The following is a 21,937-nucleotide window of genomic DNA, read 5'->3' as shown; positions in this document are numbered from 1 at the left end:
CGTGCGACCCACATTTCAGTGCACGTCTGTACACTCAACCAGTGTGACCGATGACAGGGGGCAGGTGTCAACCGGCAAAACATGTGACCCGAACGACAGCTTGGGATAATTCAAATGGTGAACGGATGTATGCTCACCGTGATGAGCGAGCAGGCAGCTACCCGAGGCGAACGCAAAGAGCGGACCAGGCAGGCACTCCTGGACGGCACCCTGACGCTGGCCGCCGACCGCGGTTTCGCCGCACTCAGCCTGCGGGAGATCACCCGCTCGGCGGGCATCGTGCCCACCGCCTTCTACCGGCACTTCGCGTCGCTGGACGACTTGGGCGCGACGCTGGTCGACGACGGTGTCACCGCACTGCGTCTCGCCCTGCGCGAAGTGCGCCGCAACTCCGACGCGAGCCTCTCGGACACGGTGCGCTTCGTGTTCGAGCAGGTCGGCCCGAAGCGTGAACTGTTCGGCTTCCTCACCCGGGAACGGCACGGCGGCTCCGCGGCGCTGCGCAAGGCGATCGCGCTGGAGCTGCGGCTGATCGTGCGGGAACTCGTCGCCGACCTCTCCCGGATCAGCGCCCTGGATTCCTGGCCCCCACACGATCTGGAGATCGCCGCCGACCTGATGGTTGCGACGGTCACCGACGGGATCGCCGCCTACGTTTCGGCCGCACTGCGCGAGGAGAGTGCGATCATCGACCGCACCGTGCAGCAGATGCGGCTGATCGCACTCGGCATGGGCGCGTGGCAGCCACCGAAACAGCGGTGAGTCGGCACGCACACCGGAAACCTCAGCTGCCCATCGGCTCGCCCGGCGCCGGGTCGATCCCCTCCTGAGCCGCGACCGGGTCCGGCGGTCGCACCGGAAGCAGTACCGCGAGTCCGACCGCGAGCACGACAAGCAGACCGGCGATGCCCGCGCGATCGGCATCGAACAACCAGACGAACAGACCGAAAAGGCTTGGGGCAAGGAAGGATACGGCGCGTCCCGTAGTCGTGTACAGGCCGAAGAGTTGGCCCTCGCGTCCAGGTGGAGCCAGACGGGCGAGGAAGGAGCGCGCCGACGCCTGCGCCGGGCCGACGAAGACGGTGAGCAGTAGCCCGAAGATCCAGAACATCAGCGGGCCGGACACCACGATCAACGCGAGCCCGCACACCAGCATGGCGGCCAGGGACACCACGATGACGATCTTCGGCCCACCGCGATCGTCGAACCGGCCCGCGACGATCGCGCCCAGCGCAGCGACGACATTGGCGGCGATGCCGAACAGCAGCACATCCGAATCGGCGATCCCGTAGACCCGCACGGCGAGCACCCCACCGAGGGTGAACACCCCGGCGAGCCCGTCGCGGAACACGGCACTGGCGACGAGAAAAATCACCGTGTGGCGATCGACACGCCACAGCTCACACAGATCGCGCCAGAGTACTCGATACGACCCGAGGAATCCGGCGCTCGCCGCCCCTGGATCGGCGTCCGTGCGCGGCATTTCGGGTACCGCGAACAGGACCGGGAGCGCGAAGGTGGCAAACCACACGGCCGCGAGCACAGCGACGAGGCGGATGTTCAGCCCTTCGTCGGTGGGTATTCCGAGCAGTCCGCGATTGTCGCCTTCGCCGGAGATGAAGCCGAAGTAGCAGATCAGCAGGAGGAAAATGCCGCCGAAATAGCCCATGGCCCAGCCGAATCCGGAGACCCGGCCGACCGTGGCAGGGGTGGACACCTGCCGCAGCATCGCGTTGTAAGGCACGTTGGCCAGCTCGAAGCAGGCCGAGCCGAAGGCGAGCAGCACGAGTCCGAGCCACAGGTCGTGGTAGTCGTCGTGCACGAAGAACATCAGCGTCATCGCGGCGATCGTCAGCGCGGTCAACATGCCCAGGGAACGTTTGCGTTTTGCCGACGCGTCGAAGCGTTGGCCGCTGACCGGCGCGGTCAGCGCCACAATGAGTCCCGCGATCCCGAGTGTCCAGCCCAACCACGCGCTGGCGGAGACCTTGCCGGGCAGATCGTCACCAACCTTGTCGGTGAGATACACCGAGAACACGAAGGTAAGGATGACGGCGTTGAACGCCGAAGACCCCCAGTCCCAGAACCCCCACGCCACCACTTGCCCGCGCCCGGCGGCCTGTCCGACCGTCGCCCGCGCGTTCACCTCGGTCATGCCGCGCAGCCTATCCGCCGACACCCGCGCACGGGGCCACTCGCGCATGTCCGTCCGGGCGACACGGCTCGAAAAGCGCTGCGGAGCCGCTATGCACCAAGTTGCATAGTACCGAATGTGCCGTCTACCCTGACCGCATGGCCCTCGAGCATGCGTTGCTGGTATCGCTGACCGAGCGCGCCGGCTCGGGATATGAGCTGGCGCGCCGGTTCGACAAATCCATCGGCTACTTCTGGAGCGCCACCCACCAGCAGATCTACCGGGTACTCAAGCGTATGGCGGAGTCCGGCTGGCTCAACAGCGAGTCGGTGACCCAGGAGGGTCGACCGGACAAGAAGGTCTACTCGGTGAGCGAAGCGGGTCGCACCGAACTGGCCCGCTGGATCGCCGAACCGTTCGACTCCGGCACCCCCCGCAACGAGCTCGCGGTGAAGATCCGCGCCGCCGCCTACGGCGATATCGACGCGCTGCGCACCGAGGTCGCCCGCCACCGTGACCAGCATGCGCAACGGCTCGACTTGTATCTGGTCATCGAGAAACGCGACTTCCCCGTCCCGAGCCAGCTCTCCGGGACCGCGTTGCACCAGTACCTCGTCCTGCGCGCCGGCATCCGCGTGGAGTCGGGGTTCGTCGAATGGTGCGACGAAGTTCTGCACGCACTGCACCCGCGCGTCAGCCCGCGCGCGGAGTGACGGAGAAAGGCGAGACTCACCCATGAGTTCCTTCCCCCATCTGTTCGAGCCGCTCGACCTCGGCTTCATCACCCTGCCCAACCGCGTGGTGATGGGGTCGATGCACACCGGCCTGGAGGACCGCGCCTGGGACACCAACAAGCTGGCCGCCTACTTCGCCGAACGCGCACGCGGCGGCGTCGGCCTGATCATCACCGGCGGCTACGCACCCAACCGCACCGGCTGGCTCCTGCCGTTCGGCGCCAAGCTGACCAATAAGGCCGAGGCGTACCGGCACCGTGCGATCACCAAGGCAGTACATACGGAGGGCGGCAAGATCGCCATCCAGATCCTGCACGCGGGCCGCTACTCCTATATGCCCGGCAGCGTGTCGGCCTCCGCGATCAAGGCCCCGATCAATCCGTTCCGGCCACGTAAACTCTCGACCAAGGGCATCGAGCAGACCATCGACGACTACGCCCGCTGCGCCCAGCTCGCCCAATTCGCCGGCTACGACGGCTGCGAAATCATGGGCGGCGAAGGCTATTTCATCAACCAGTTCCTCGCGTCACGCACCAACAAGCGCACCGACAAGTGGGGCGGCTCGGCGCAGAACCGGCGCCGGATCGCGGTGGAGATCGTGCGCCGCACCCGCGCCGCCGTCGGCCCGAACTTTCTCATCGTGTTCCGGTTGTCCATGGCCGACCTGGTGGAGAAGGGGCAGACCATCGAGGAGATCATCGCGCTGGCCCAGGACCTCGAAGCAGCCGGGGTGAACATCCTCAACACCGACATCGGCTGGCACGAGGCACGGGTGCCCACCATCGTGACCTCGGTGCCCCGCGCGGCGTTCGTGGAGTTCACCGCGAAGATCACCGCCCAGGTGAGCATTCCGGTCTGCGCGTCCAATCGGATCAATATGCCCGAGGTGGCCGAGGAGATCCTGACTCGCGGGGACGCCCAGCTCGTTTCCCTGGCCCGCCCGTTCCTCACCGACCCCGAGTGGGCGAATAAGGCCGCGCAGGACCGGGTCGACGAGATCAACACCTGCATCGCCTGTAACCAGGCCTGCCTGGACCACGCCTTCCAACACAAGACCGTGTCCTGTCTGCTCAATCCGCGCGCCGGGCACGAGACCGAGCTGACGTTGCTGCCCACTCGCCGCACCAAGCGGATCGCGGTGGTCGGCGCGGGCCCCGCCGGGCTGTCCGCGGCAGTGAACCTCGCCGAGCGCGGCCACCGCGTCGATCTGTTCGAGGCCGACGACAAGGTCGGCGGACAGTTCGACATCGCCCGCCGAATCCCGGGCAAGGAGGAGTTCGACGAGTCGATCCGCTACTACCAGCGGATGCTCGAGATCACCGGCGTCACTGTGCATCTGATGAAGCGGGTCGGCGCCGACGAAATCGTCGAGGGCCGCTACGACGAGGTGGTGCTCGCCACCGGCGTGCAGCCTCGCATCCCGAACATCCCCGGCATCGACCACCCCATGGTGCTCACCTACTCCGAGCTGGTGCGCGAGAAGAAGCCGGTGGGAAAGCGCGTCGCCGTGATCGGTGCCGGCGGCATCGGCTACGACGTCAGCGAATTCCTCACCGTCGAAGGACATCCCGCGCTGAAGCTGGACGAGTGGAAGGAGGAGTGGGGCGTCACCTCCGACGACGAGCAGGTCCCCGGCCAGCTCACCACACCCAAGCCCGCTCCCGCCGCCCGCGAAGTGGTTCTGCTGCAACGCAAGACGACGCCGTTCGGCAAAGACCTCGGCAAGACCTCCGGCTGGGTGCACCGCGCGGCACTGAAAGCCAAGGGCGTCGAGCAGATCGGCGGTGTGAACTACGAGCGCATCGACGACCACGGGCTGCATGTCAGCTTCGGCGCGAAACGCGAACGTCCTCAGCTGATCCCGGTCGACAACGTCGTCGTCTGTGCCGGTCAGGAGTCCGTCCGCGATCTGGTCGCCCCACTGCGCGCCGCGGACGTCAACGTCCATCTCATCGGTGGCGCGGACCTCGCCGCCGAACTCGACGCCAAACGTGCTATCGACCAAGGCACCCGCCTGGCCGCGCGCCTCTGACGCAGCTCCGACAGTCATCGACATGGTCGACGCCCGGCGGCTGGCCTGTGTACACGACGGCGCGGCCTGATTCGTTTGCACGCAGAGTGTCGTCCGTGGTTCAGCGCAGGGAGCCGACCACCGCCGGTCAGCTACCCGAGCAGCAGATTCCGGTCGACTACGGAATCCGGCGCTAAGCCGAACAGCAGCGGTTCCGAAAATCTTCGCGCACAGCGATGAGATCTCGGACGGTGCTCCGTCATATCGGTTGAACGCGCTACCAACCCGGCGCGACCGACCAGAAGGACCAGAAATGACCACCGCGAACCCCACCGCCAACTTCTCCAACGACGTCACCGACCGTCCCGGCAAGATCCGCAACCGCGCCCTGTGGACCCTGCAGATCCTGCTCGGCCTGTTCTTCATCATCGCTTCCGGCGGGCCGAAGCTCGTGATGCCGAACGCCCTGACAGACAACGCCCCCGAGAATCTGACCATCCCCCTCGGGCTGCTCATCTTCATCGGAGTTGTGGAGGTCGCGGGCGGTATCGGCCTGATGGTGCCACGGCTCAGTGCCCTGGCTGCCGCGGGTCTGTCCGTTCTCACCGTGCTCGCCGCCGGGACGCAGGCTTTCCTCGCCGACAAGCCCTTGATGGGGATCTTCCCACTGGTGCTCGCCGCGATCTTCGCCTGGATCGCCTACCAGCGCCGCGCCACCATCACCGATCTGCGCAACTCGCTCTCGTGACGACAAATCCATAAGTACGACCGGCGATCGGTGGCCCACCCACCGATCGCCGGTCGCGCGTTCTCGGATCGATCGCCTGTCGGGTTGGCGGCGATCGATCCAGCGGCCATCTGGTCCGCGGCGCCCCGGCCCGGGCGCCGCACCAAGATGACAAGAGCCCGGTGACGGGAGGCTGTCACGCCGGGATTCTGTGGGAGCCCGAGGCTGAGATGCCTCGGGCCACCCGACTGGCTCAGCGCCTGGTGAGGTCCGATGAGCGCCGATGAGTTTCGAGCGCGTAGGAGGTCTACCCGGTCATGAGGAAACTGATCTACACGTTCGGCGTGTCCTTGGACGGCTACATCAACGACCGCGACGGCAGCATCGACTGGACTGTCCCGGACGAGGAGCTGCACCAGTTCCACAACGACAGGTACCGCGAGATCGAGGTCTCGCTGCACGGCCGCCGGCTGTACGAGCTGATGGCCGAGTACTGGCCGCACGTGCCCGAGAACGCATCGCGCATCGAGCGCGAGTTCGGCGGGCTCTGGACGGAGAAGCCCAAGGTCGTCTTCTCCCGGACGCTCACCGAGGTCCGCTGGAACAGCACCCTGGTCAGTAGGAACGCGGTCGAGGAAGTCCGCAGGCTCAAGGCCGGAGGCGATGGCGTCATGGAGGTCGGCGGCGCGAGCCTCGCGGCCTCGCTGATGCCGCACGGGCTCATCGACGAGTACCAGCTGTTCCTCGCGCCCGTGGTGCTCGGCGGCGGCACACCGCTCTTCCCATCACTGGACAAGCGCATCCAGCTCCGATTGGCCGAGACGAGGCACTTCAACACCGTGGTTATGCTGCGCTACCTCGTCGACTGAGGTCCATTCAACCGCAGCAGCCCCCGTTCAAGCGCGACCGTCACCGCAGCGATGCGATCGTCGACGTCGAGCTTGGTGAACGCGTGCACCGGGCGCGTCTTGACGGTCGCCTCGGACCTTTGCCGTTCGGCGAGATCGGTATAGCGGGCGTCGGCGAGGTGCCTTCGGCGGCGGCGAGGCGCCAGCCCTCGCAACGCTCGAGGTGGGCAGCGTCGATCAGCGCGATTCCGATGTGGGGATCGTCGTTCTTCTGATCTACTGCTCGCAGACAGTTTCGATGACAGCGGCCTGTTCGGCAGTACCGGCGCACAAGCGGCCACCCTCGAGCCTTCGCTCGCCTTGGCGCGGGCTGCGGACGGGCTTCGTCCGGCTGCGCCCTCTATGCTGCACCAGGTGAGCCTGCCCCCTCCCACCTCCGAGAACCGCGCGGTCGTCACCGGCGCCTCCTCTGGCATCGGCACCGCGCTGGCCGCCGAACTCGCCGCCCGCGGCTACTCGCTGATCCTGGTCGCCCGCCGCGGTGAGCTGCTCACCGAACTCGCGCAGCGGCTGACACTGGCGCACGGGATCGCCGCCGAGGTCCGCGCGGTCGACCTGGCTGACCGCTCCCAGCGCGACGAGCTGGTCGAGGAGTTGGCCGCCCGCGACATCGCCATTCTGTGCAACAACGCGGGCATCGCGACCTTCGGCGCGGTCGCCGAACTCGATCCGGCCGATGAGCGCGCCCAGATGGAGCTCAATGCCGTCGCGGTGCACGATCTGACGCTTGCCGTGCTGCCAGGCATGATCGCCCGCGGTGGCGGCGGCATCCTGATCAGCGGCTCGGCGGCGGGCAACATGCCGATCCCGAACAACGCCACCTATGCCGCGAGCAAGGCGTTCGCCAACACCTTCTCCGAGTCACTACGCGGCGAGCTGAAGGACTCCGGGGTGCACGTCACCTTGCTCGCCCCCGGCCCGGTACGCACCGAAACCCCCGACCCCGCGGACGCCTCGATCGTGGACCGCATCGTGCCCGACTTCATGTGGGTCTCTTCGGAATACACCGCCAAGGTGTCCATCGACGCCCTGGCCCGCAACAAGATGCGGGTGGTTCCCGGCCTGATCAGCAAAGGGATGAGCGTCGCGGGCCAATATGGTCCGCGCGCGTTCACCGCACCCATCGCGGGCGCGTTCTACCGGAAGCTCGGCGGCTGAGAGACCTCCGTCACGGTCCGCGTCAGCAACCTGTCAAGAACCACCCGCCGGTGGTCAAAGATGCGCAAAAGACCAGCCCACAGCCCTGTCACCCGGCGTAATCCTGGCATCGACCCCGCACTGAGAGAAGGCGGGGACGAACCAGGAGAACACCGTGACACTGCTCGATATATTCCCGTCTTTGCGGTCCGGAATGCCTTCGCGCCTCGATTCCGCGGTCTGGCCGCGGGACACGCACTACGACGGCGACGGCAGGATCACCCTCGGCGGGGTGGCCCTCGCCGACATCGCCGACCAGTACGGCACCGCCACCTACGTCCTCGACGAGGAGGAGGTCAGGTCCCGCTGCCGGGCCTACCGCAAAGCCTTCCCCGAGGCCGAGATCATCTACGCGAGCAAGGCGCTGATGATCCGCGCGGTAGCGGAATGGGTTACCCAGGAAGGACTTTCGGTCGACGTGTGCTCGGCGGGAGAGCTTGCCGTCGCACTCGCCGCCGGGGTGCATCCGGATCGAATCCTGTTGCACGGCAATGGAAAGTCCTTCGACGAGCTGGAGACGGCGGTGCGCGAAGGAGTCGGCCGGATCGTGGTCGACTCACTCGCCGAAATCACCCTGCTCTCGGCGCTCGCGACCACGCCACAGAGGGTGTTGCTGCGCCTGTCCCCCGGTATCGACGTACACGGACATCCCGCGGTGCGCACCGGTGTGCTCGACCAGAAGTTCGGCTTCCCGATCGGGAGCGACATGGCCGCGGAGGCGATCTACCGGGTCATGCGCCAGCCCAACCTGACGCTGATCGGCTTCCACTGCCATCTGGGCTCGCAGATCCACGACCCGGATCACTACGGTGAGGCCGCGCGGCGCCTGGTCGCCGAAATGGCTCGGGTTCGGCAGGACCACGGCGTCATCCTCACCGAACTCGACCTCGGCGGCGGGCACGCGGTGGCCTATCGCAGCGGCGACGCCGAAATGAATCCGACCGAACTCGCCGACATCATCGAGGATGCCCTCGACGCCGCTTGCGCGCGCCACCACTTCCCGCGCCCCGTCATCGCGTTGGAACCGGGCCGGGCCATCGTGGCGAGGGCGGGCGTGACGCTGTACCGAGTGCTCTCGGTCAAGCACATCGACGGGGGACGCACCTACGTCACGGTGGACGGGGGCATGAGCGACAACCCGCGCGTCGCGCTGTACGGCGCCCGGTACGAGGTGGTGGTGGCCAACCGCCATCCGTGCGGTCCGCACATGACCGCGACGGTCGCCGGTCGCCACTGCGAGGCGGGCGACATTCTCGCCGCCGACGTGCGGCTGCCCGCCGACCTGCGCCAAGGCGAAGTGCTCGCGGTGCCGTGCACCGGCGCCTATCACCACAGCCTTGCCTCGTCCTACAACATCGTCGGACGCCCGCCGATCATCGCGGTGCGCGACGGCCGCGCCCGCGAGTTGGTGCGCCGTGAGACCACCGCGGATCTGCTCGCCCGCGACGTCGGGCACTGAGCTGGGCAGGCCTGACGCCGGGATATCCGATGTCCGGCCGGCTACGGTGCTCAGCGGCGGCGGGTGCCGAAGAGGCTGCGGCTGATCTCACGACCCGCCGCGACGGCCGCCGACCGTAGAAATCCCTTCACCGCGGGGTTCTTCATGATCCGCTCGGCGGTCGACTCCTGCTCGCGCGTGGCGCGGCCCGGAGCCTGGGTGGTTTCCGGATCCTGCGCTGCTGCCGCGACTTTCGCGGCGAGCAGCTCGTAGGCGGACTCCCGGTCGACGGTCTGCCCGTACTTCGCGGCGAGCGCGCTGGTCAGCGCGTGCGACCTGATCGCGTCCGTTCCGATGGTGTCCATCAGCGAACGCGGTGGCTGAATCCTGGTCCAGGCCACCGGAGTAGGCGCGCCGTGCTCCGAGAGCACCGTCACGATCGCCTCACCGGTGCCGAGCGAGGTGAGCGCGTTCTCCAGGTCGTAGCTGTTGGTCCTGGGGTAGGTGCGCACGGTCTTCGACAACGCCTTCTGGTCGTCCGGGGTGAACGCGCGCAGCGCGTGCTGAATGCGCGCACCCAATTGGGATAACACCTGATTCGGGATGTCGGTAGGCAACTGGGTGCAGAAGAACACTCCGACACCCTTGGACCGGATCAGCTTGACGGTCTGCTCAACCTGATCCAGGAATGCCTTCGAGGCGTCCGAGAAAAGCAGGTGAGCCTCGTCGAAGAGGAAGACCAGCTTGGGCTTGTCCACGTCGCCGACCTCGGGCAGCGTCTGGAACAGGTCGGCGAGCACCCACATCAGGAAGGTGGAGAACAGCACCGGCCGCGCCGCCTGCGCGCCCAGCTCGAACAGCGTGATGACGCCCTGCCCGCCCGCGACCCGTACCAGGTCCGACGGATCGAGTTCCGGCTCACCGAAGAATGTGTCGCCGCCGTCGGCCTCCAGGTTCACCAGGGCGCGCAAAATCACGCCCGCGGTGGCCGCGGAAACGCCGCCGATGCCCTTCAGGTCCTCCTTTCCGTCGGGGCTGGTGAGATGGGTGATCACGGCGCGCAGATCCTTCAGGTCCACCAGCGCGAGGCCGTTCTTGTCCGCCCAGTGGAAGATGAGACCGAGGGTCGACTCCTGCGTCTCGTTGAGCTCGAGCACCTTGCTGAGCAACACCGGCCCGAACGAGGTGATGGTCGCACGGACGGGCACTCCGATTCCGGTCGTGCCCAGCGAGACGAACTCGGTCGGAAACCCGGTCGGCGCCCACTCCTCGGCACCGGTCTCCGCGGCGCGCGCACTGATTTTGTCGTTGGTCTGCCCTGGCCGGCTCAGTCCCGACAGGTCACCCTTGATGTCAGCGACCACCACGGGGACCCCGGCGCGCGAGAGCTGTTCGGTGATGGTCTGGAGCGTCTTCGTCTTCCCGGTGCCGGTCGCCCCCGCGACCAGGCCGTGCCGGTTCATCATCCGCATCGGAATCCTGATGGGAGCCGCCGGTTCCACGGTCCCGTTGATCACCACAGTGCCCAGCTCCAGTGCCGCGCCTTCGAATGCGTATCCCGCGGCGATTTCCGCGGCGGCGTCTGACCGAGCGGAGGCTTCCTTCGGCTCGCCATCCGCTTTCTTGTGCTGCGTTATCCGATCCGCGTTCTCCGGCGCCGTCACCACATCCGAACCGCTGCCTCCCGCAGCAGTCGCTTCTTGCTCGGCGAGTTCGCGCTCCGCGGCCGCTGCGGCGGCCGCCGCTTCGGCCGCGACCCGCGCCGCCTCCTGCGCCGCCTGACGTGCCGCGGCCGCTTTCTCCTGGGGGGTGATCATCGTAGGTCCTCCCTCTCGGTCTGACTCCGACTGCTTTACCCAGTGTTTGCTGTCGCACCGAAAACGCATTTGCCGATCTGCGGAAACTGTATCTCCGCCGGTCAGGTTCGAAGGGGTGTAGCCGGTCATCGTTTGCCGTGCCGGATCGGCGGCGGCTGGCGGCGAACGCCGACCGTTCACGGCGCCGAGGTAGCGAGCGAACGCCCCGTACCGACGGCGCTGCGGTAGGCCCCGGCTAATGTTGCTCGAGTGTCCGACAAATATGTGGTGTGGATGGATTGCGAGATGACCGGCCTGCGCCTGGACAGCGACAAGCTGATCGAGGTGGCCGCGCTCGTGACCGACAGCGATCTGAACGTCCTGGGCGAGGGCGTGGATATTGTCATCCACGCCGACGACCAAGCCCTTGCCGCGATGCCCGCGGTGGTCGCAGATATGCACGCGCGTTCCGGCCTGACCGACGAGGTCCGCCGCTCCACCGTCACCATGGCCGAGGCCGAACAGCGGGTGCTCGACTACATCCGCCAGTACGTCCCCGCCCCCCGCACGGTGCCGCTGGCCGGTAATTCGATCGCCACCGACCGCGGCTTCATCGCCAGGGACATGCCGCTGCTGGACACCCACCTGCACTACCGGATGATCGACGTGAGTTCGATCAAGGAGCTGTGCCGCCGCTGGTACCCGCGGATCTACTTCGGCCAGCCGGAGAAGGGCCTGACCCATCGCGCGCTGGCCGACATCAAAGAGTCCATCCGCGAGCTGGAGTACTACCGGCGCACCGCGTTCGTCGCCCCACCCGGCCCCTCCACCGCCGAGATCGCCGCGGTCGCCGCCCAGATCTCCAAAAATGAGGTGGAATCCAGCCAGGTCAACGCCTCGCCGGAAACCGATTAGGGAGTCGAAGGGGTGACGCGCTAGTATCTACCGCGCCGGTTGTTCACCGGCGATGGTGAGCGTAGTTCAGTTGGTAGAGCACCAGGTTGTGATCCTGGCTGTCGCGGGTTCGAGTCCCGTCGCTCACCCTGATGTGAGGGTGCGAACCGAATCCCGAGAAGGGCGGTTCGCACCCTCCCTCATTTCCGCTGGTGGAATGGCAGGACCCTCGGTTTCCCCGCCGGACGCGCTTATACCTATCTGACAGGCATTTCACGACCGGATGTCAGAAGGGCGGCCCCGTGCGTCGACAACGAGTCCGCCCGCCTGGAGAGGAGCAGCGGGCTGCTCTGGCCGACCTGCTCGGCGAAGATCGGTTTACGGCCTGAGATGACGACTGTGTCGGTTGCTCGAGTCGACGCTGCGCTGACAGAAGCCATCGGCACATCGAGCAGGTGACGCCGAACCACACGAGCAACCGCTTCTCTGACGCCTCGATTCAATTCGACTGTTCCGTCGCCTACGAGGGCCAGGCGACGAAGAAATCGCGAGACAACAACAACGCCCTAGGTCGCAGCCTCGACGGCCGGGATCCGCGGTGAGAACCTTCACATGGGCCAACGCACGGCGATCCGGACCGATCATGCGGTCGGTCCACCGGCGGTAGAGCAGGATGGTGATCATGTCAGCGGGCCGCCGTAGCAACAATCGAATCCCGATCGCCCTGTTCTTCATCGGCGTTGTGGCGTTGGCGATTTGGCTGGCACTGCAACTCCGGGGGCGCGATCCCGAAGGTGCCGACGCGTATGCCGGTGTCGTGAGCATGTGGTTGGGAATTGCCTCGATCACGCTGAGCGTGTTCACGGCCCTGGCCCAGCGCAACCAACTGTCGCAGCACTCGATCACGCCCGACCCGTCCGAATCGCTCGACGCCGTCACCGAGACACTGGCGTATGCCGTGCGGAAGCAGTGGAGCAACGAGGTAGAGGTGCGCCGAGTGAACGAGTCGCTGCCGCTGAAGACCCGCTGGGTGAACGGGCCGGACGAGATCTCCGATCACTGGCCGAACATTCGTGACGACCGGACGCAGCGGACCGCGCTGCAGCTCGGCGGCCAACTGGAGCAGATCGCCGACGTGTTCGGTCGCGTTCCCTCCGGGCGACTGGTCGTGCTCGGGCAGCGCGGGGCAGGGAAGACCATCCTGGCTTCACGTTTCGTGCTGGACATGCTGGAGCGCCGCACCGCGGGCTCCGGGGATCCGGTGCCCGTGCTGTTTCCGCTCGGCGCGTGGAATCCCGAGACTCCGCTGCGTACCTGGTTGGCCGATCGGCTGGTGGACACCATTTCTCCGGAGCTGAAGGACACCGATGCGCAGGGCACGACCCTCGCGACTCGATTGCTGGACAAGCAGCGTATTCTGCCCGTGCTGGACGGGTTCGACGAGATCGGAGAACAGCTACGTGCCACCGCGATTCGGGCCATCAATGCCGATCTGCGGCTCGGTGACCAGCTGCTGCTGACCAGTCGCCCGAGCGAGTATGCGAGCGCGGTCGCCGACAGCGATGTCCTCAGCCGTGCGGCGGTGGTCCAGCTGACCGATCTCACCACCGGGCAAATCGCCGAGCATCTGCCGTTGACCACCCGCAGGGACGGCAATGGGCAGACCAAGTGGGGTTCGGTCCTGCAGCGGGCTCGGAGCGAACCCCGGTATGCCCCGCTGATGGAGGTGCTGTCCACCCCGCTGATGGTCATGCTGGCCCGAACGGTCTACAGCGAGACCGGTGACGATCCCGTCGAACTGCTCGACATCCTCGATCGGGTGGCGCTGGATCCGGCGGCGGACCCGCATCGGGCGCTCGCCCACCGGCTGCTGGCGGGTTTCGTGAGCACCGTGTACGCGAAGTCCTACCGCGCCGGGGTGAAGCACCTGCGCGACGACTACACCCCCGACAAGGCGACAGAGTGGCTCGGATTTCTGGCGCGGCACCTGAAACGCCATCAGAAGACCGAACTCGCATGGTGGGAACTGGTTCTCGCGGTCCCGAGGTGGGTGGTCGGTGTGGTCGCGGGCGCGGTCACTGTGCTGACGGTCGTGCCGGTGGTCGGATTCACGGGGTGGGCAGGCAACTGGCACGGCAACGACGGCCGCACGGCCTGGATCACGGCCACTGTGGTATCCGCCCTGGTCTGCGGCATTGTGGGCGGGACGCTGATCGGACGAGGCCGCGGCATCAGAAGCACACCCGCCCGACTTCAGTTGCGCGCCAAAGGCCGGATGCGTGAGATCGCCGGGGACCTCGCGCAACGACTGCGCAGCTGGCGGACCGCCGCTTGGCTGCTGGTGTGGACCGCAGGCGGCGGCTTCTTCGGGTTCGCCGGCTGGCTGACTCCCACTGCGGCGGTGGTGATCCCGGTCGGTCTCGCGGCGGGCGTGTTCGCCGGGTCCGGCACCTGGTTCGTGGTCTCGTTGATCAGGGCGCTGGGGGTACCGGTCGATCCGACAACTACGGTCAGTCCCTCCGATCTCCTCCACACCGACCGCTCCACCGCCTTCCTGCAAGGGCTGGGTGTCGGAGCCGGTGGCGCGACGGTGTTCTGGATCATGATGTTGTTCGCCTTCGAGCCCGCGTCCGGGCTCCCCTTCGAGGAGGTGCTCGGCGCGGGCCGCTGGGCTGCCGGGTGGGTGGCCACCGCAGGGGCAGGCGTGCTGATCTGGGTACTGTACTTCCCCGTGTGGGGGCCGTGGCTGATCGCGCGAATCGTCTTGCCGCTCACCGGCAAACTTCCGTGGGGAGTGATGACGTTTCTCGACGACGCACACCGTTCCGGGGTGCTGCGCAAGGTCGGTGGTGTGTACGAGTTCCGTCACGGCTATCTGCGCGACCACCTCGCAGACACCCGCTGACCCACCCCGTTCACTAGGCGAGAGTGGTGGCTACGCAGATCAGGCGTGGGCCTGTCGCAGTGAATTCGATGAGGGGGGCGCGCGCATGGTGGTGAGCAGGTATTCGAGCTGTTGTTCGTCGATGAGGTGCTCCTGCGCGCTGACGACGGCCAGGTCGATGCCGTGCACCAGGATTTCGGTGAGGTGGATCAGCGCTGCCATCGGACCGGGGACCGTGCCGAAGCCGAGCCGGATGGTGGTGTCGAGGGTACCGGGGTGAGACCAGGCCACGCGGTCGAGGTCGGCAGCGGTGGTGAAGGCGTGTGATGCCTCGCCGACGGCGTCGGCGGCGCCCGCCGGGAACGAGCCGAATCCGGGGTAGCACTAACAGATCGGGCAGGTTCAACGCACGCTCATCGGCACCGGCTACAGGGCTTGTTCCAGCGCTACCGCACAACAGTCCCTACCAACCTGATCGCGATCTCCTGCCCGCTGACCAGGATTTCCCGGTTCGTATGCCGGGACGTCGGGGACCCCGAATGCGGCCCAGGCCAGGGACTTGAATCCCGGGCCTGGGCCGTACTGCTACTCGGTACTCGCTGCCGGGTACCTCGAAACGCCGACCGGGCCACCAGCGATCTGGTGGCCCGTTCGCGTTCCCATGGTGTGGCTTCAGCGGTTGTCGTCCGCGTTTCCCGCCTTCCAGGTCGGCCACGGAATGTTCCAGTCGCCGAGGCCGTCCACACCGGACAGGGTGCCGCCGACGGTGTTCTTCACAATCGTGATGTCACCACGCTTCGCGTTCTGGTAGACCCACTGCGCATTCGCCGGGCTGAGGTTCAGGCAGCCGTGGCTGGTGTTGCTGTAGCCCTGCTGGCCGACCGACCACGGCGCCGAATGGAAGAAGATTCCGCTGTAGGACAGGCGCGTCGCGTAGTCCACTGGCGTCTTGTATCCGTCCGGCGAGCCGACCGCTACGCCATAGGTCGAGGAATCCATGATGATCCGCTCGTGCCGATCGGCGACGATGTAAATGCCGTTGTCGGTAGGCGTGTTGCTCTTGCCCATCGAGGTCGGCATGGTGCGAATCACCTGGCCGTTCTGCTCGACGGTCACCTGCTTGGTGTTGTCGTCCGCGGTGAAGATCACGGCGTCGCCGACGGTGAAGAACGAGTGGATGTTGTCCTGGCCGTACAGACCGTCGCCCAGATCACGCCCGTAGACGTTCACGTCGATGGTCACCTTGGTTCCCGGCGCCCAGAAATGCTCCGGCCGCCAGCGCACCTCACGGTTGTTCACCCAGTAGAACGCACCCTCGACGGGCGGCTCCGTGGCGACTTTTATCGCGGCCTGCGCGGCCCTGCGGTCGGGGATGTTCTCGTCGAACTGGATAGCCACCGGCTGGCCGATGCCGACCACCTCACCCTCACCCGGGATCAGGTAGGGCTTGGTCTGGCTGTCCGGCGAGCTCGTGGTGAAGCTCAGCACCGTGGAGTTCGCGCCGCCGAGGCCGATCGCGTCGGCCTTCAGCCGGTAGGTCTTGCCGTAGCCGAGCACCTCGGTGGTCTCCCAGGACCGTCCATCGGCCGCCAGCTTGCCGCCGACCGGCTTGTTCTGCGTATTGACCAAGGTCACGTTGGTGAACTTGCCGTCTTCGACCTTGAATGCCATCGGCATGCCGGGTGAGACGCCCACCGCGCCATCCTTGACCGGAGACAACAGCTTCGGCTTGATCAACTCGGTTATCGGATTGCGGTCGATGGCGACCTGCGCGGTCTCCGTGCCGCCCGACGACGAACACGCCGTCAAGGCCAGCGCGGCCACGACGAACACAACCACAAACCCCGCGATCCTCCGTCTCGACCGATATGCGGTCGATCCGTGCCGACCCTGACCAACGCTCATTTCAACCCCGTTTCAAGTCTCGGTGCTCCAGAACGCACCGATGGCTTCGGATACCAACCGCCTACGCCGTCACCCCGCGCGCCGCAGGCGGTCGAGACCACAATCGGACATTCTGCCAGCACGTCACCACCCCGGCCAATGCGAAAACCACGTCGACACAACAGCGTTACAACGGATAGATCAGGTCCGCGGCCCTACGTGTTAACACAGTGGGAGAGCATCGCATCCGCGCCGGTCAGGACACGATTTCACTTCTACGGCCCGAGCCTGTTAAGGTTTGTGCCGCACCGCAACACGGGCACGCGCCATTAGCTCAATTGGCAGAGCAGCTGACTCTTAATCAGCGGGTTCGGGGTTCGAGTCCCTGATGGCGCACAACCAAGCCATGTTCTTTGCCCGCAATCAGGCGGCAAGAACATGGCCTTTTTTGGCACCGACATCGTCGAAATCCTCCGTGACAATCATGAGACCTCGACCTTCCCAGGTGCGCCATTGGTCGCGATTCAGTGCCGATATGCTCACGCGCGCCGCCGAAATCCAACTGGCCAGCCGAGAATTTCTGTGACGTATGTCACATCAGGTTTAGTGCCAAACCCCCTGCTCAGGTAACGATTCGGCAACGCGGTTCTACGCTTTCCAAGATCGGCAGCCCCGACCATTGGCCACTCGTTCACTCTCCGTTAACCAAGCGTGACCATTCTGCAATCAGGTCACAAAGCGACCTGGAGTTTGGTTATCCCGAAGAGTTGTTCACACCGATTCGGTAACCACCGTACGGATGGCAACTGCCAACCACACGGTCGGCGGAGCGGAATCCGGCAACAAACCGGCGATCCCCATTCTTCCGCCCGACTCTTCGCATCGAGGATGCGGAGTCCCGCGCGACATCGCGGCCGAGTCCTGCCGAAGGCGAGCCGGCATCGCACGCACGAGCACGTCGCGCTCCAGGGGACCAGAGCGTCCCACACAACAGAACCACAAAACAGCACATGGCCGAAACGGCGAGCGTCCACGAGCGCACGCCGCAGGATCCTTGCTGCTCGAACGCGGCCGGATCGAGACAAGTCCCCAACCAAGGAACCGATTCGCAATGCCTGACAGACGCATTTCTTCCTTCCGCCGCCCATCACTCCGCGAAGGCATCACCATCGCCGTCGCCGCCGCGGGTGTCGTGGCCGTAGCCGCCTCCTCCGCGGTGTCGGTGGCCGACGACAGCGTCCCGTCTCGCATCGCCATGGTGGCCGAGCAGCAGCCGGCTGCCGCGCCCGCCGCCGCTGCGCCCGCCGCCGAGGTGGCCGCCCTGGAGGCGATCCCCGCGCCCATGCCCGCACCCGCACCCGCACCGGCGCCGATGCCGATGCCGGCCCCGGCCCCGGCCCCGCCGGTTTACGAGAACAACCTGGACGGCTGGATCCGCCAGTCACTCGACATCATGAACGCCAAGGGCATTCCGGGCAGCTACAACGGCATCCACCGCAACGTCCTGCGCGAGTCCTCCGGCAACCCACAGGCGATCAACCTCTGGGACTCCAATGCCGCCGCGGGCATCCCGTCCAAGGGCTTGTTGCAGGTGATCGACCCGACCTTCGCCATATACCACGTCGAGGGCACCTCTTGGGACATCTGGGATCCCGTCGCGAACATCGTCGCCGCCTGCAACTACGCGGCGCACCGCTACGGCTCGATGGACAACGTCAGCAGCGCGTACTGACCCGCCGGCGAGGCGAGGCCTTCCTGTCCACGGATGGGGAGGCTTCGCCGCGTTCGGTCACCGTCCGCCCGGTCGGCTAGGGTCGATGCACCCCGACCCCGTGGACAGACAGCACCATGACCGACTATGCACATAGCGACGCCGCGGCAAAGAGCCGCGCCGAGAAGGCGCGGCGGTTGGCGAGCTATGTCTGGCAGCGCGGCGTCACCGGATCCGAGTTGCTCGCACTGCCCGCGTCCGCACGACGCAAGCTGGCCAGGGCTGCCGAGACCAACCCGCCGAGCACCGACGAGACCTGGGTGACGGTGGCACAACTGCTGGACGAGAAGGACCGCTGGGCGGCCCGGCATCCGGAGCATCCGGCCGCCCGGCGCGAGCACACCGACGAGAAGCTGCTCTGGGTGAAGCCACCGATCGCCCCTTGGTTGTGAACACACCGGGACGCCGGAAACCCGACTGCCACAAACAGTCGCCACCAGCTTGCCGGTCAGGTGCTGGGCGATCGCGGCTGGTGGCGACGTTCGGTCGGCCGCGGCCGGACCATCGGGTAGCCGCGAAACCGGGAGCACTTGCCTCCGCCGAGTCCGGCCGCCCGTCGGTGATCCCGAAGCGGCGTGTTCCGGATCGAGCCGCGGAGCCGACCCGACCGTCCTCGCCGACGGCCCGCCGATCAGGCGCCGCCCAGCTCGGTCACCTGCTCGACCTCGGCGACGACCTTGTCCGCCAACGCCCGCAGCGTCCGTGCTTCCGCGACCGTCATCGGCTCGACGAACACCCTGCGCACCAGATCCACGTGATTCGGCGCGGCCCGCTCCAAGGCGGCGCGGCCCTCCGGCGTGAGCTGAACGATGATGCCGCGGGCGTCCTCCTCCGCCGGCCGCCGTTCGACCAGGCCGCGAGCGTCCATCCTGGCCAGATGCTTGGATAACCGGCTCTTCTCCCAGCACACCTCGGCGGCCAGCTCCTTGGCGCGCAGACAGCCGTTCGGCGCCGCGGACAGGGCCACCATCAGCTCGTAGTCCGCGAGGGACAAATGATCCTCGGCCAGCCCGGCCGAAATCGCCCCGTCCAAACGCTGGCGCAGCCGCACGTAGGCCTGCCACGTCGCCTGCTCGTCGTCACTCAACCACCGGACCATGGGAATGAAGTGTAATCACCTTTGGTTGACATGGATACCAATTCTCGAGGAGGTTCCGATGCCCGCCATCACCGTGCCCGACATCATGGTCCTGCCGCGCCTTCCGCACCCCGACGCGACCCTGCGCGAGCGTCCGGTCCGCAGCGTAGTCAACGCGCATACCCAGCGCGAAGGCGCTGGATTCGAGGTGCGCAGGCCCTTCCCCAGTATGGATCTGCGCACCGCCGACCCGTTCATCCTGCTCGACCAGATGGGCCCTGTGGCCTACGAACCGCACGAAGCCAAGGGCGCGCCCTGGCATCCGCACCGCGGGTTCGAGACGGTGACCTACATGCTCGACGGCACGATGGTGCACCACGATTCGAACGGCGGAGGCGGTGTCATCAGTGAAGGCGACACACAGTGGATGACCGCGGGCTCCGGCATCTTGCACGACGAGGTCCCACCGGAGGACATGGTCATCGCCGGAGGCCGGTTCCACGGCATCCAGCTCTGGGTGAACCTGCCGCGCGCACTGAAGTTCGCGGCGCCGCGCTACCAGGACCTGCGCGGCGGCGAACTGACGCTGGTGAGTTCGCATGACGGCGGCGCACTGGTCCGGCTCATCGCCGGTGAAGTCGGCGGATTCACCGGTCCCGGTTCCACCTACACTCCGATCGCGTACGCGCACGCCTCGATCGCACCCGGCGGACAGCTGAAAACGCCCTGGCCGCAACAGTTTACGGCGATGGTGTACGCGCTGTCGGGCAATGGCACGGTCGGTACGGAACGCAGGCAGCTGCGCGACGGACAGCTGGCGGTATTCGGCCGAGGGGACGTGATCACCGTGACAGCCGATGCACGCCAAGACAATCGGACCGGCGAACTCGAAGTGTTACTGCTCGGCGGACAGCCGATCAAGGAACCTGTGGTGCAATACGGGCCGTTCGTGATGAACACCCGTGCTGAGATCATCGAAGCGATGGCCGATTACCAGGCCGGACGCATGGGAAATATCCCCGCCGAGCACGTCGGCGGTGGCCGGCCCACCACCTGACCGGCGCCATAGCCACATCCTCCTGATGCCCTGGTTCCGTTCCCCCGCAGTTGACAACAGGCCGAGCCGTCACAACAGTGGATGCGGCGTCCGGTTGGGCGCCCATCCACCGCAGCAACCAGACAGAGGAATACATGAACGTTCGTCGGCTCACCGTCAGCGCTGCCGCCGCAGGTTTAGCCCTGCTCGCGGCACCCGCCGCCCAAGCCGCCCCTCCGTCCGGCTCCGCCGGGACGGGTTCGTCGGCTGTCGATACCGGCTCCGCCGCGACCGGCTCGGCCGGTTACTCGCAGACCGGCTCGGCCGGAGGCGCCTACGCCAACTGCGACGATGCCCGCGCCGCTGGACACGCCCCGCTCTTCCGCGGAGAACCAGGCTACGGTCCGCACCTGGATCCCGATGGCGACGGCTTCGCCTGCCCGACGGTCTGAACTGACTGACCTGGTAAACGACGACACCCGGTATGGCCGCGGCCATACCGGGCGTCGTCGTTTACCAGTCAGCGGAAGATCTTGAGCAGAACCAGACCGACGATCAAGGTGGCCGCCCCGATCAGGCCGTACTTCACCTTCGGCTCGTTGAGCTTCGCGACCACGATCTGCTTGGTGTCGTCCGCGAGCCGATGCGGATCCGTGCGTACCGCGAGTTCGTCGAGTGTGCTCGCCAGCCGAGTGCGGGCGGCCTCGATGTCCTGCTCGATCCGCTCGGTATCCCTTGCCACGTTCAAATCCTCCTGTAGTCGATTGCCGCGCCCGGAGCACGAACCACGCCGTCGTGTCGGCCGTTCGCGGAGCACCCAGCGCTCGCGGACGAGTCTATCCGTCCCCACTATGCGCTCTCGGGCCGCGCGACGATCTCCCTTCCGCGCGATGTCCGGGCATTCGGTTACCGTGCTGGAGGTGACCACCAACCAACGACTCTCACCCGGCGACACCGCGCCCGAGTTCACGCTGCCCGACGCCGACGGCAATAACGTCTCGCTCGCCGGCTACCGCGGCCGCAAGGTGATCGTGTACTTCTATCCCGCCGCAAGCACGCCCGGTTGCACCAAGGAAGCCTGCGACTTCCGCGACAACTTGGCCGACCTGGACGGCGCGGGCATCGACGTCATCGGTATCTCGCCGGACAAGCCCGCAAAACTGGCCAAGTTTCGCGACGCCGAACAGCTGAGCTTCCCGCTGCTGTCGGACCCCGACCGCAGCGTGCTCACCGCATGGGGGGCGTACGGCGAGAAGACCATGTACGGCAAGACGGTCGTCGGCGTCATCCGCTCCACCTTCCTGGTGGACGAGGAGGGCAGGATCGCGGTGGCGCAGTACAACGTTCGCGCCACCGGACACGTCGCCAAGCTGCGCCGCGACCTGTCAGTGTAGCCCGGACAGCGAAAAGCCCGGCGCCGCAAGGGCGCCGGGCCCGATTCGCGT

Annotated in this window: 20 protein-coding genes and 2 tRNA genes; 16 read left to right on the top strand and 6 right to left on the bottom strand. The window is 66.6% G+C overall.

Annotated elements, in window-relative coordinates; genetic code table 11:
* Positions 1 to 141: 141 nt before the first annotated feature.
* Positions 142 to 762 carry a TetR family transcriptional regulator gene (locus OH799_RS31210; RefSeq protein ID WP_406271591.1) on the top strand — a complete coding sequence of 207 codons (621 nt, stop codon included), beginning with the start codon at positions 142 to 144 and terminating at the stop codon, positions 760 to 762.
* A 22-nt stretch (positions 763 to 784) separates the two neighbouring features.
* On the opposite strand, the gene OH799_RS31205 is transcribed toward OH799_RS31210, so the two are convergent.
* Positions 785 to 2,155 carry an MFS transporter gene (locus OH799_RS31205; protein WP_406271588.1) on the bottom strand — a complete coding sequence of 457 codons (1,371 nt, stop codon included), beginning with the start codon at positions 2,153 to 2,155 and terminating at the stop codon, positions 785 to 787.
* Positions 2,156 to 2,292: 137 nt separating this feature from the next.
* On the opposite strand from OH799_RS31205, the gene OH799_RS31200 reads away from it, so the two are divergent.
* The 6 genes from OH799_RS31200 (at position 2,293) to lysA (ending at position 9,170) form a co-directional block, all read left to right on the top strand.
* Positions 2,293 to 2,847, top strand: a complete 555-nt coding sequence (locus OH799_RS31200; RefSeq protein WP_406271585.1) for a PadR family transcriptional regulator — start codon at positions 2,293 to 2,295, stop codon at positions 2,845 to 2,847.
* A 22-nt stretch (positions 2,848 to 2,869) separates the two neighbouring features.
* Positions 2,870 to 4,900 carry an FAD-dependent oxidoreductase gene (locus tag OH799_RS31195; protein WP_406271583.1) on the top strand — a complete coding sequence of 677 codons (2,031 nt, stop codon included), beginning with the start codon at positions 2,870 to 2,872 and terminating at the stop codon, positions 4,898 to 4,900.
* A gap of 292 nt (positions 4,901 to 5,192) precedes the next feature.
* A complete protein-coding gene (locus OH799_RS31190; RefSeq protein WP_406271580.1) occupies positions 5,193 to 5,627 on the top strand; it encodes a DoxX family protein in 435 nt (144 codons plus the stop codon).
* A gap of 296 nt (positions 5,628 to 5,923) precedes the next feature.
* Entirely contained in the window at positions 5,924 to 6,475 is a 552-nt protein-coding gene (locus OH799_RS31185) for a dihydrofolate reductase family protein (protein ID WP_406271577.1), read from the top strand.
* A gap of 393 nt (positions 6,476 to 6,868) precedes the next feature.
* Positions 6,869 to 7,672, top strand: a complete 804-nt coding sequence (cmrA, locus tag OH799_RS31180) for a mycolate reductase (RefSeq protein WP_406271574.1) — start codon at positions 6,869 to 6,871, stop codon at positions 7,670 to 7,672.
* Positions 7,673 to 7,826: 154 nt separating this feature from the next.
* Positions 7,827 to 9,170 carry a diaminopimelate decarboxylase gene (gene lysA / locus OH799_RS31175; RefSeq protein WP_406271571.1) on the top strand — a complete coding sequence of 448 codons (1,344 nt, stop codon included), beginning with the start codon at positions 7,827 to 7,829 and terminating at the stop codon, positions 9,168 to 9,170.
* Positions 9,171 to 9,220: 50 nt separating this feature from the next.
* On the opposite strand, the gene OH799_RS31170 is transcribed toward lysA, so the two are convergent.
* Positions 9,221 to 10,966, bottom strand: coding sequence for a helicase HerA-like domain-containing protein (locus tag OH799_RS31170; protein WP_406271568.1), 1,746 nt, complete (start codon positions 10,964 to 10,966; stop codon positions 9,221 to 9,223).
* 249 nt (positions 10,967 to 11,215) lie between these two features.
* Here OH799_RS31170 and orn point away from each other — a divergent pair, with 249 nt between their 5' ends.
* From orn to OH799_RS31155, 3 genes are all read left to right on the top strand, one after another.
* Complete coding sequence (gene orn / locus OH799_RS31165) at positions 11,216 to 11,860, top strand: oligoribonuclease (protein ID WP_406271565.1); 645 nt, start codon at positions 11,216 to 11,218, stop codon at positions 11,858 to 11,860.
* 55 nt (positions 11,861 to 11,915) lie between these two features.
* Positions 11,916 to 11,988: transfer RNA gene (locus OH799_RS31160), tRNA-His, on the top strand.
* A 533-nt stretch (positions 11,989 to 12,521) separates the two neighbouring features.
* Positions 12,522 to 14,744: an NACHT domain-containing protein gene (locus OH799_RS31155; protein WP_406271562.1), complete on the top strand. Its 2,223-nt coding sequence runs from the start codon at positions 12,522 to 12,524 to the stop codon at positions 14,742 to 14,744.
* Positions 14,745 to 14,783: 39 nt separating this feature from the next.
* Here OH799_RS31155 and OH799_RS31150 read toward each other — a convergent pair whose 3' ends face one another.
* Together OH799_RS31150 and OH799_RS31145 are read right to left on the bottom strand one after the other, a co-directional pair.
* On the bottom strand, positions 14,784 to 15,014 hold the full coding sequence (locus OH799_RS31150; RefSeq protein ID WP_406271560.1) for a hypothetical protein: 231 nt from the start codon (positions 15,012 to 15,014) through the stop codon (positions 14,784 to 14,786).
* 381 nt (positions 15,015 to 15,395) lie between these two features.
* Positions 15,396 to 16,628 carry an Ig-like domain-containing protein gene (locus tag OH799_RS31145; RefSeq protein ID WP_406271558.1) on the bottom strand — a complete coding sequence of 411 codons (1,233 nt, stop codon included), beginning with the start codon at positions 16,626 to 16,628 and terminating at the stop codon, positions 15,396 to 15,398.
* Between the two features lie 302 nt (positions 16,629 to 16,930).
* Here OH799_RS31145 and OH799_RS31140 point away from each other — a divergent pair.
* The 3 genes from OH799_RS31140 (at position 16,931) to OH799_RS31130 (ending at position 18,770) form a co-directional block, all read left to right on the top strand.
* Positions 16,931 to 17,003, top strand: a tRNA-Lys gene (locus OH799_RS31140).
* Positions 17,004 to 17,718: 715 nt separating this feature from the next.
* On the top strand, positions 17,719 to 18,339 hold the full coding sequence (locus tag OH799_RS31135; RefSeq protein WP_406271555.1) for a transglycosylase SLT domain-containing protein: 621 nt from the start codon (positions 17,719 to 17,721) through the stop codon (positions 18,337 to 18,339).
* Between the two features lie 116 nt (positions 18,340 to 18,455).
* Positions 18,456 to 18,770 carry a hypothetical protein gene (locus tag OH799_RS31130; RefSeq protein WP_406271552.1) on the top strand — a complete coding sequence of 105 codons (315 nt, stop codon included), beginning with the start codon at positions 18,456 to 18,458 and terminating at the stop codon, positions 18,768 to 18,770.
* A 239-nt stretch (positions 18,771 to 19,009) separates the two neighbouring features.
* Here the strand turns inward: OH799_RS31130 and OH799_RS31125 are convergent, their stop codons facing one another.
* Positions 19,010 to 19,465 (bottom strand): MarR family winged helix-turn-helix transcriptional regulator, encoded by a 456-nt coding sequence (locus tag OH799_RS31125; protein ID WP_406271550.1) that lies wholly within the window; start codon positions 19,463 to 19,465, stop codon positions 19,010 to 19,012.
* A 70-nt stretch (positions 19,466 to 19,535) separates the two neighbouring features.
* Here OH799_RS31125 and OH799_RS31120 point away from each other — a divergent pair, with 70 nt between their 5' ends.
* Positions 19,536 to 20,513, top strand: a complete 978-nt coding sequence (locus tag OH799_RS31120; protein ID WP_406271547.1) for a pirin family protein — start codon at positions 19,536 to 19,538, stop codon at positions 20,511 to 20,513.
* Between the two features lie 134 nt (positions 20,514 to 20,647).
* Positions 20,648 to 20,944: an excalibur calcium-binding domain-containing protein gene (locus OH799_RS31115; protein WP_357267831.1), complete on the top strand. Its 297-nt coding sequence runs from the start codon at positions 20,648 to 20,650 to the stop codon at positions 20,942 to 20,944.
* 68 nt (positions 20,945 to 21,012) lie between these two features.
* Here the strand turns inward: OH799_RS31115 and OH799_RS31110 are convergent, their stop codons facing one another.
* Positions 21,013 to 21,234 (bottom strand): DUF3618 domain-containing protein, encoded by a 222-nt coding sequence (locus OH799_RS31110; protein WP_357267829.1) that lies wholly within the window; start codon positions 21,232 to 21,234, stop codon positions 21,013 to 21,015.
* A 178-nt stretch (positions 21,235 to 21,412) separates the two neighbouring features.
* On the opposite strand from OH799_RS31110, the gene bcp reads away from it, so the two are divergent.
* Positions 21,413 to 21,886 carry a thioredoxin-dependent thiol peroxidase gene (gene bcp / locus OH799_RS31105; RefSeq protein WP_406271544.1) on the top strand — a complete coding sequence of 158 codons (474 nt, stop codon included), beginning with the start codon at positions 21,413 to 21,415 and terminating at the stop codon, positions 21,884 to 21,886.
* Positions 21,887 to 21,937 lie beyond the last annotated feature (51 nt).

It is taken from the genome of Nocardia sp. NBC_00881, assembly GCF_045207455.1.
Lineage (GTDB): Bacteria > Actinomycetota > Actinomycetes > Mycobacteriales > Mycobacteriaceae > Nocardia.
Note: the sequence above shows the minus strand (reverse complement) of the source record. Positions and strands in the feature narration are given on the sequence as shown.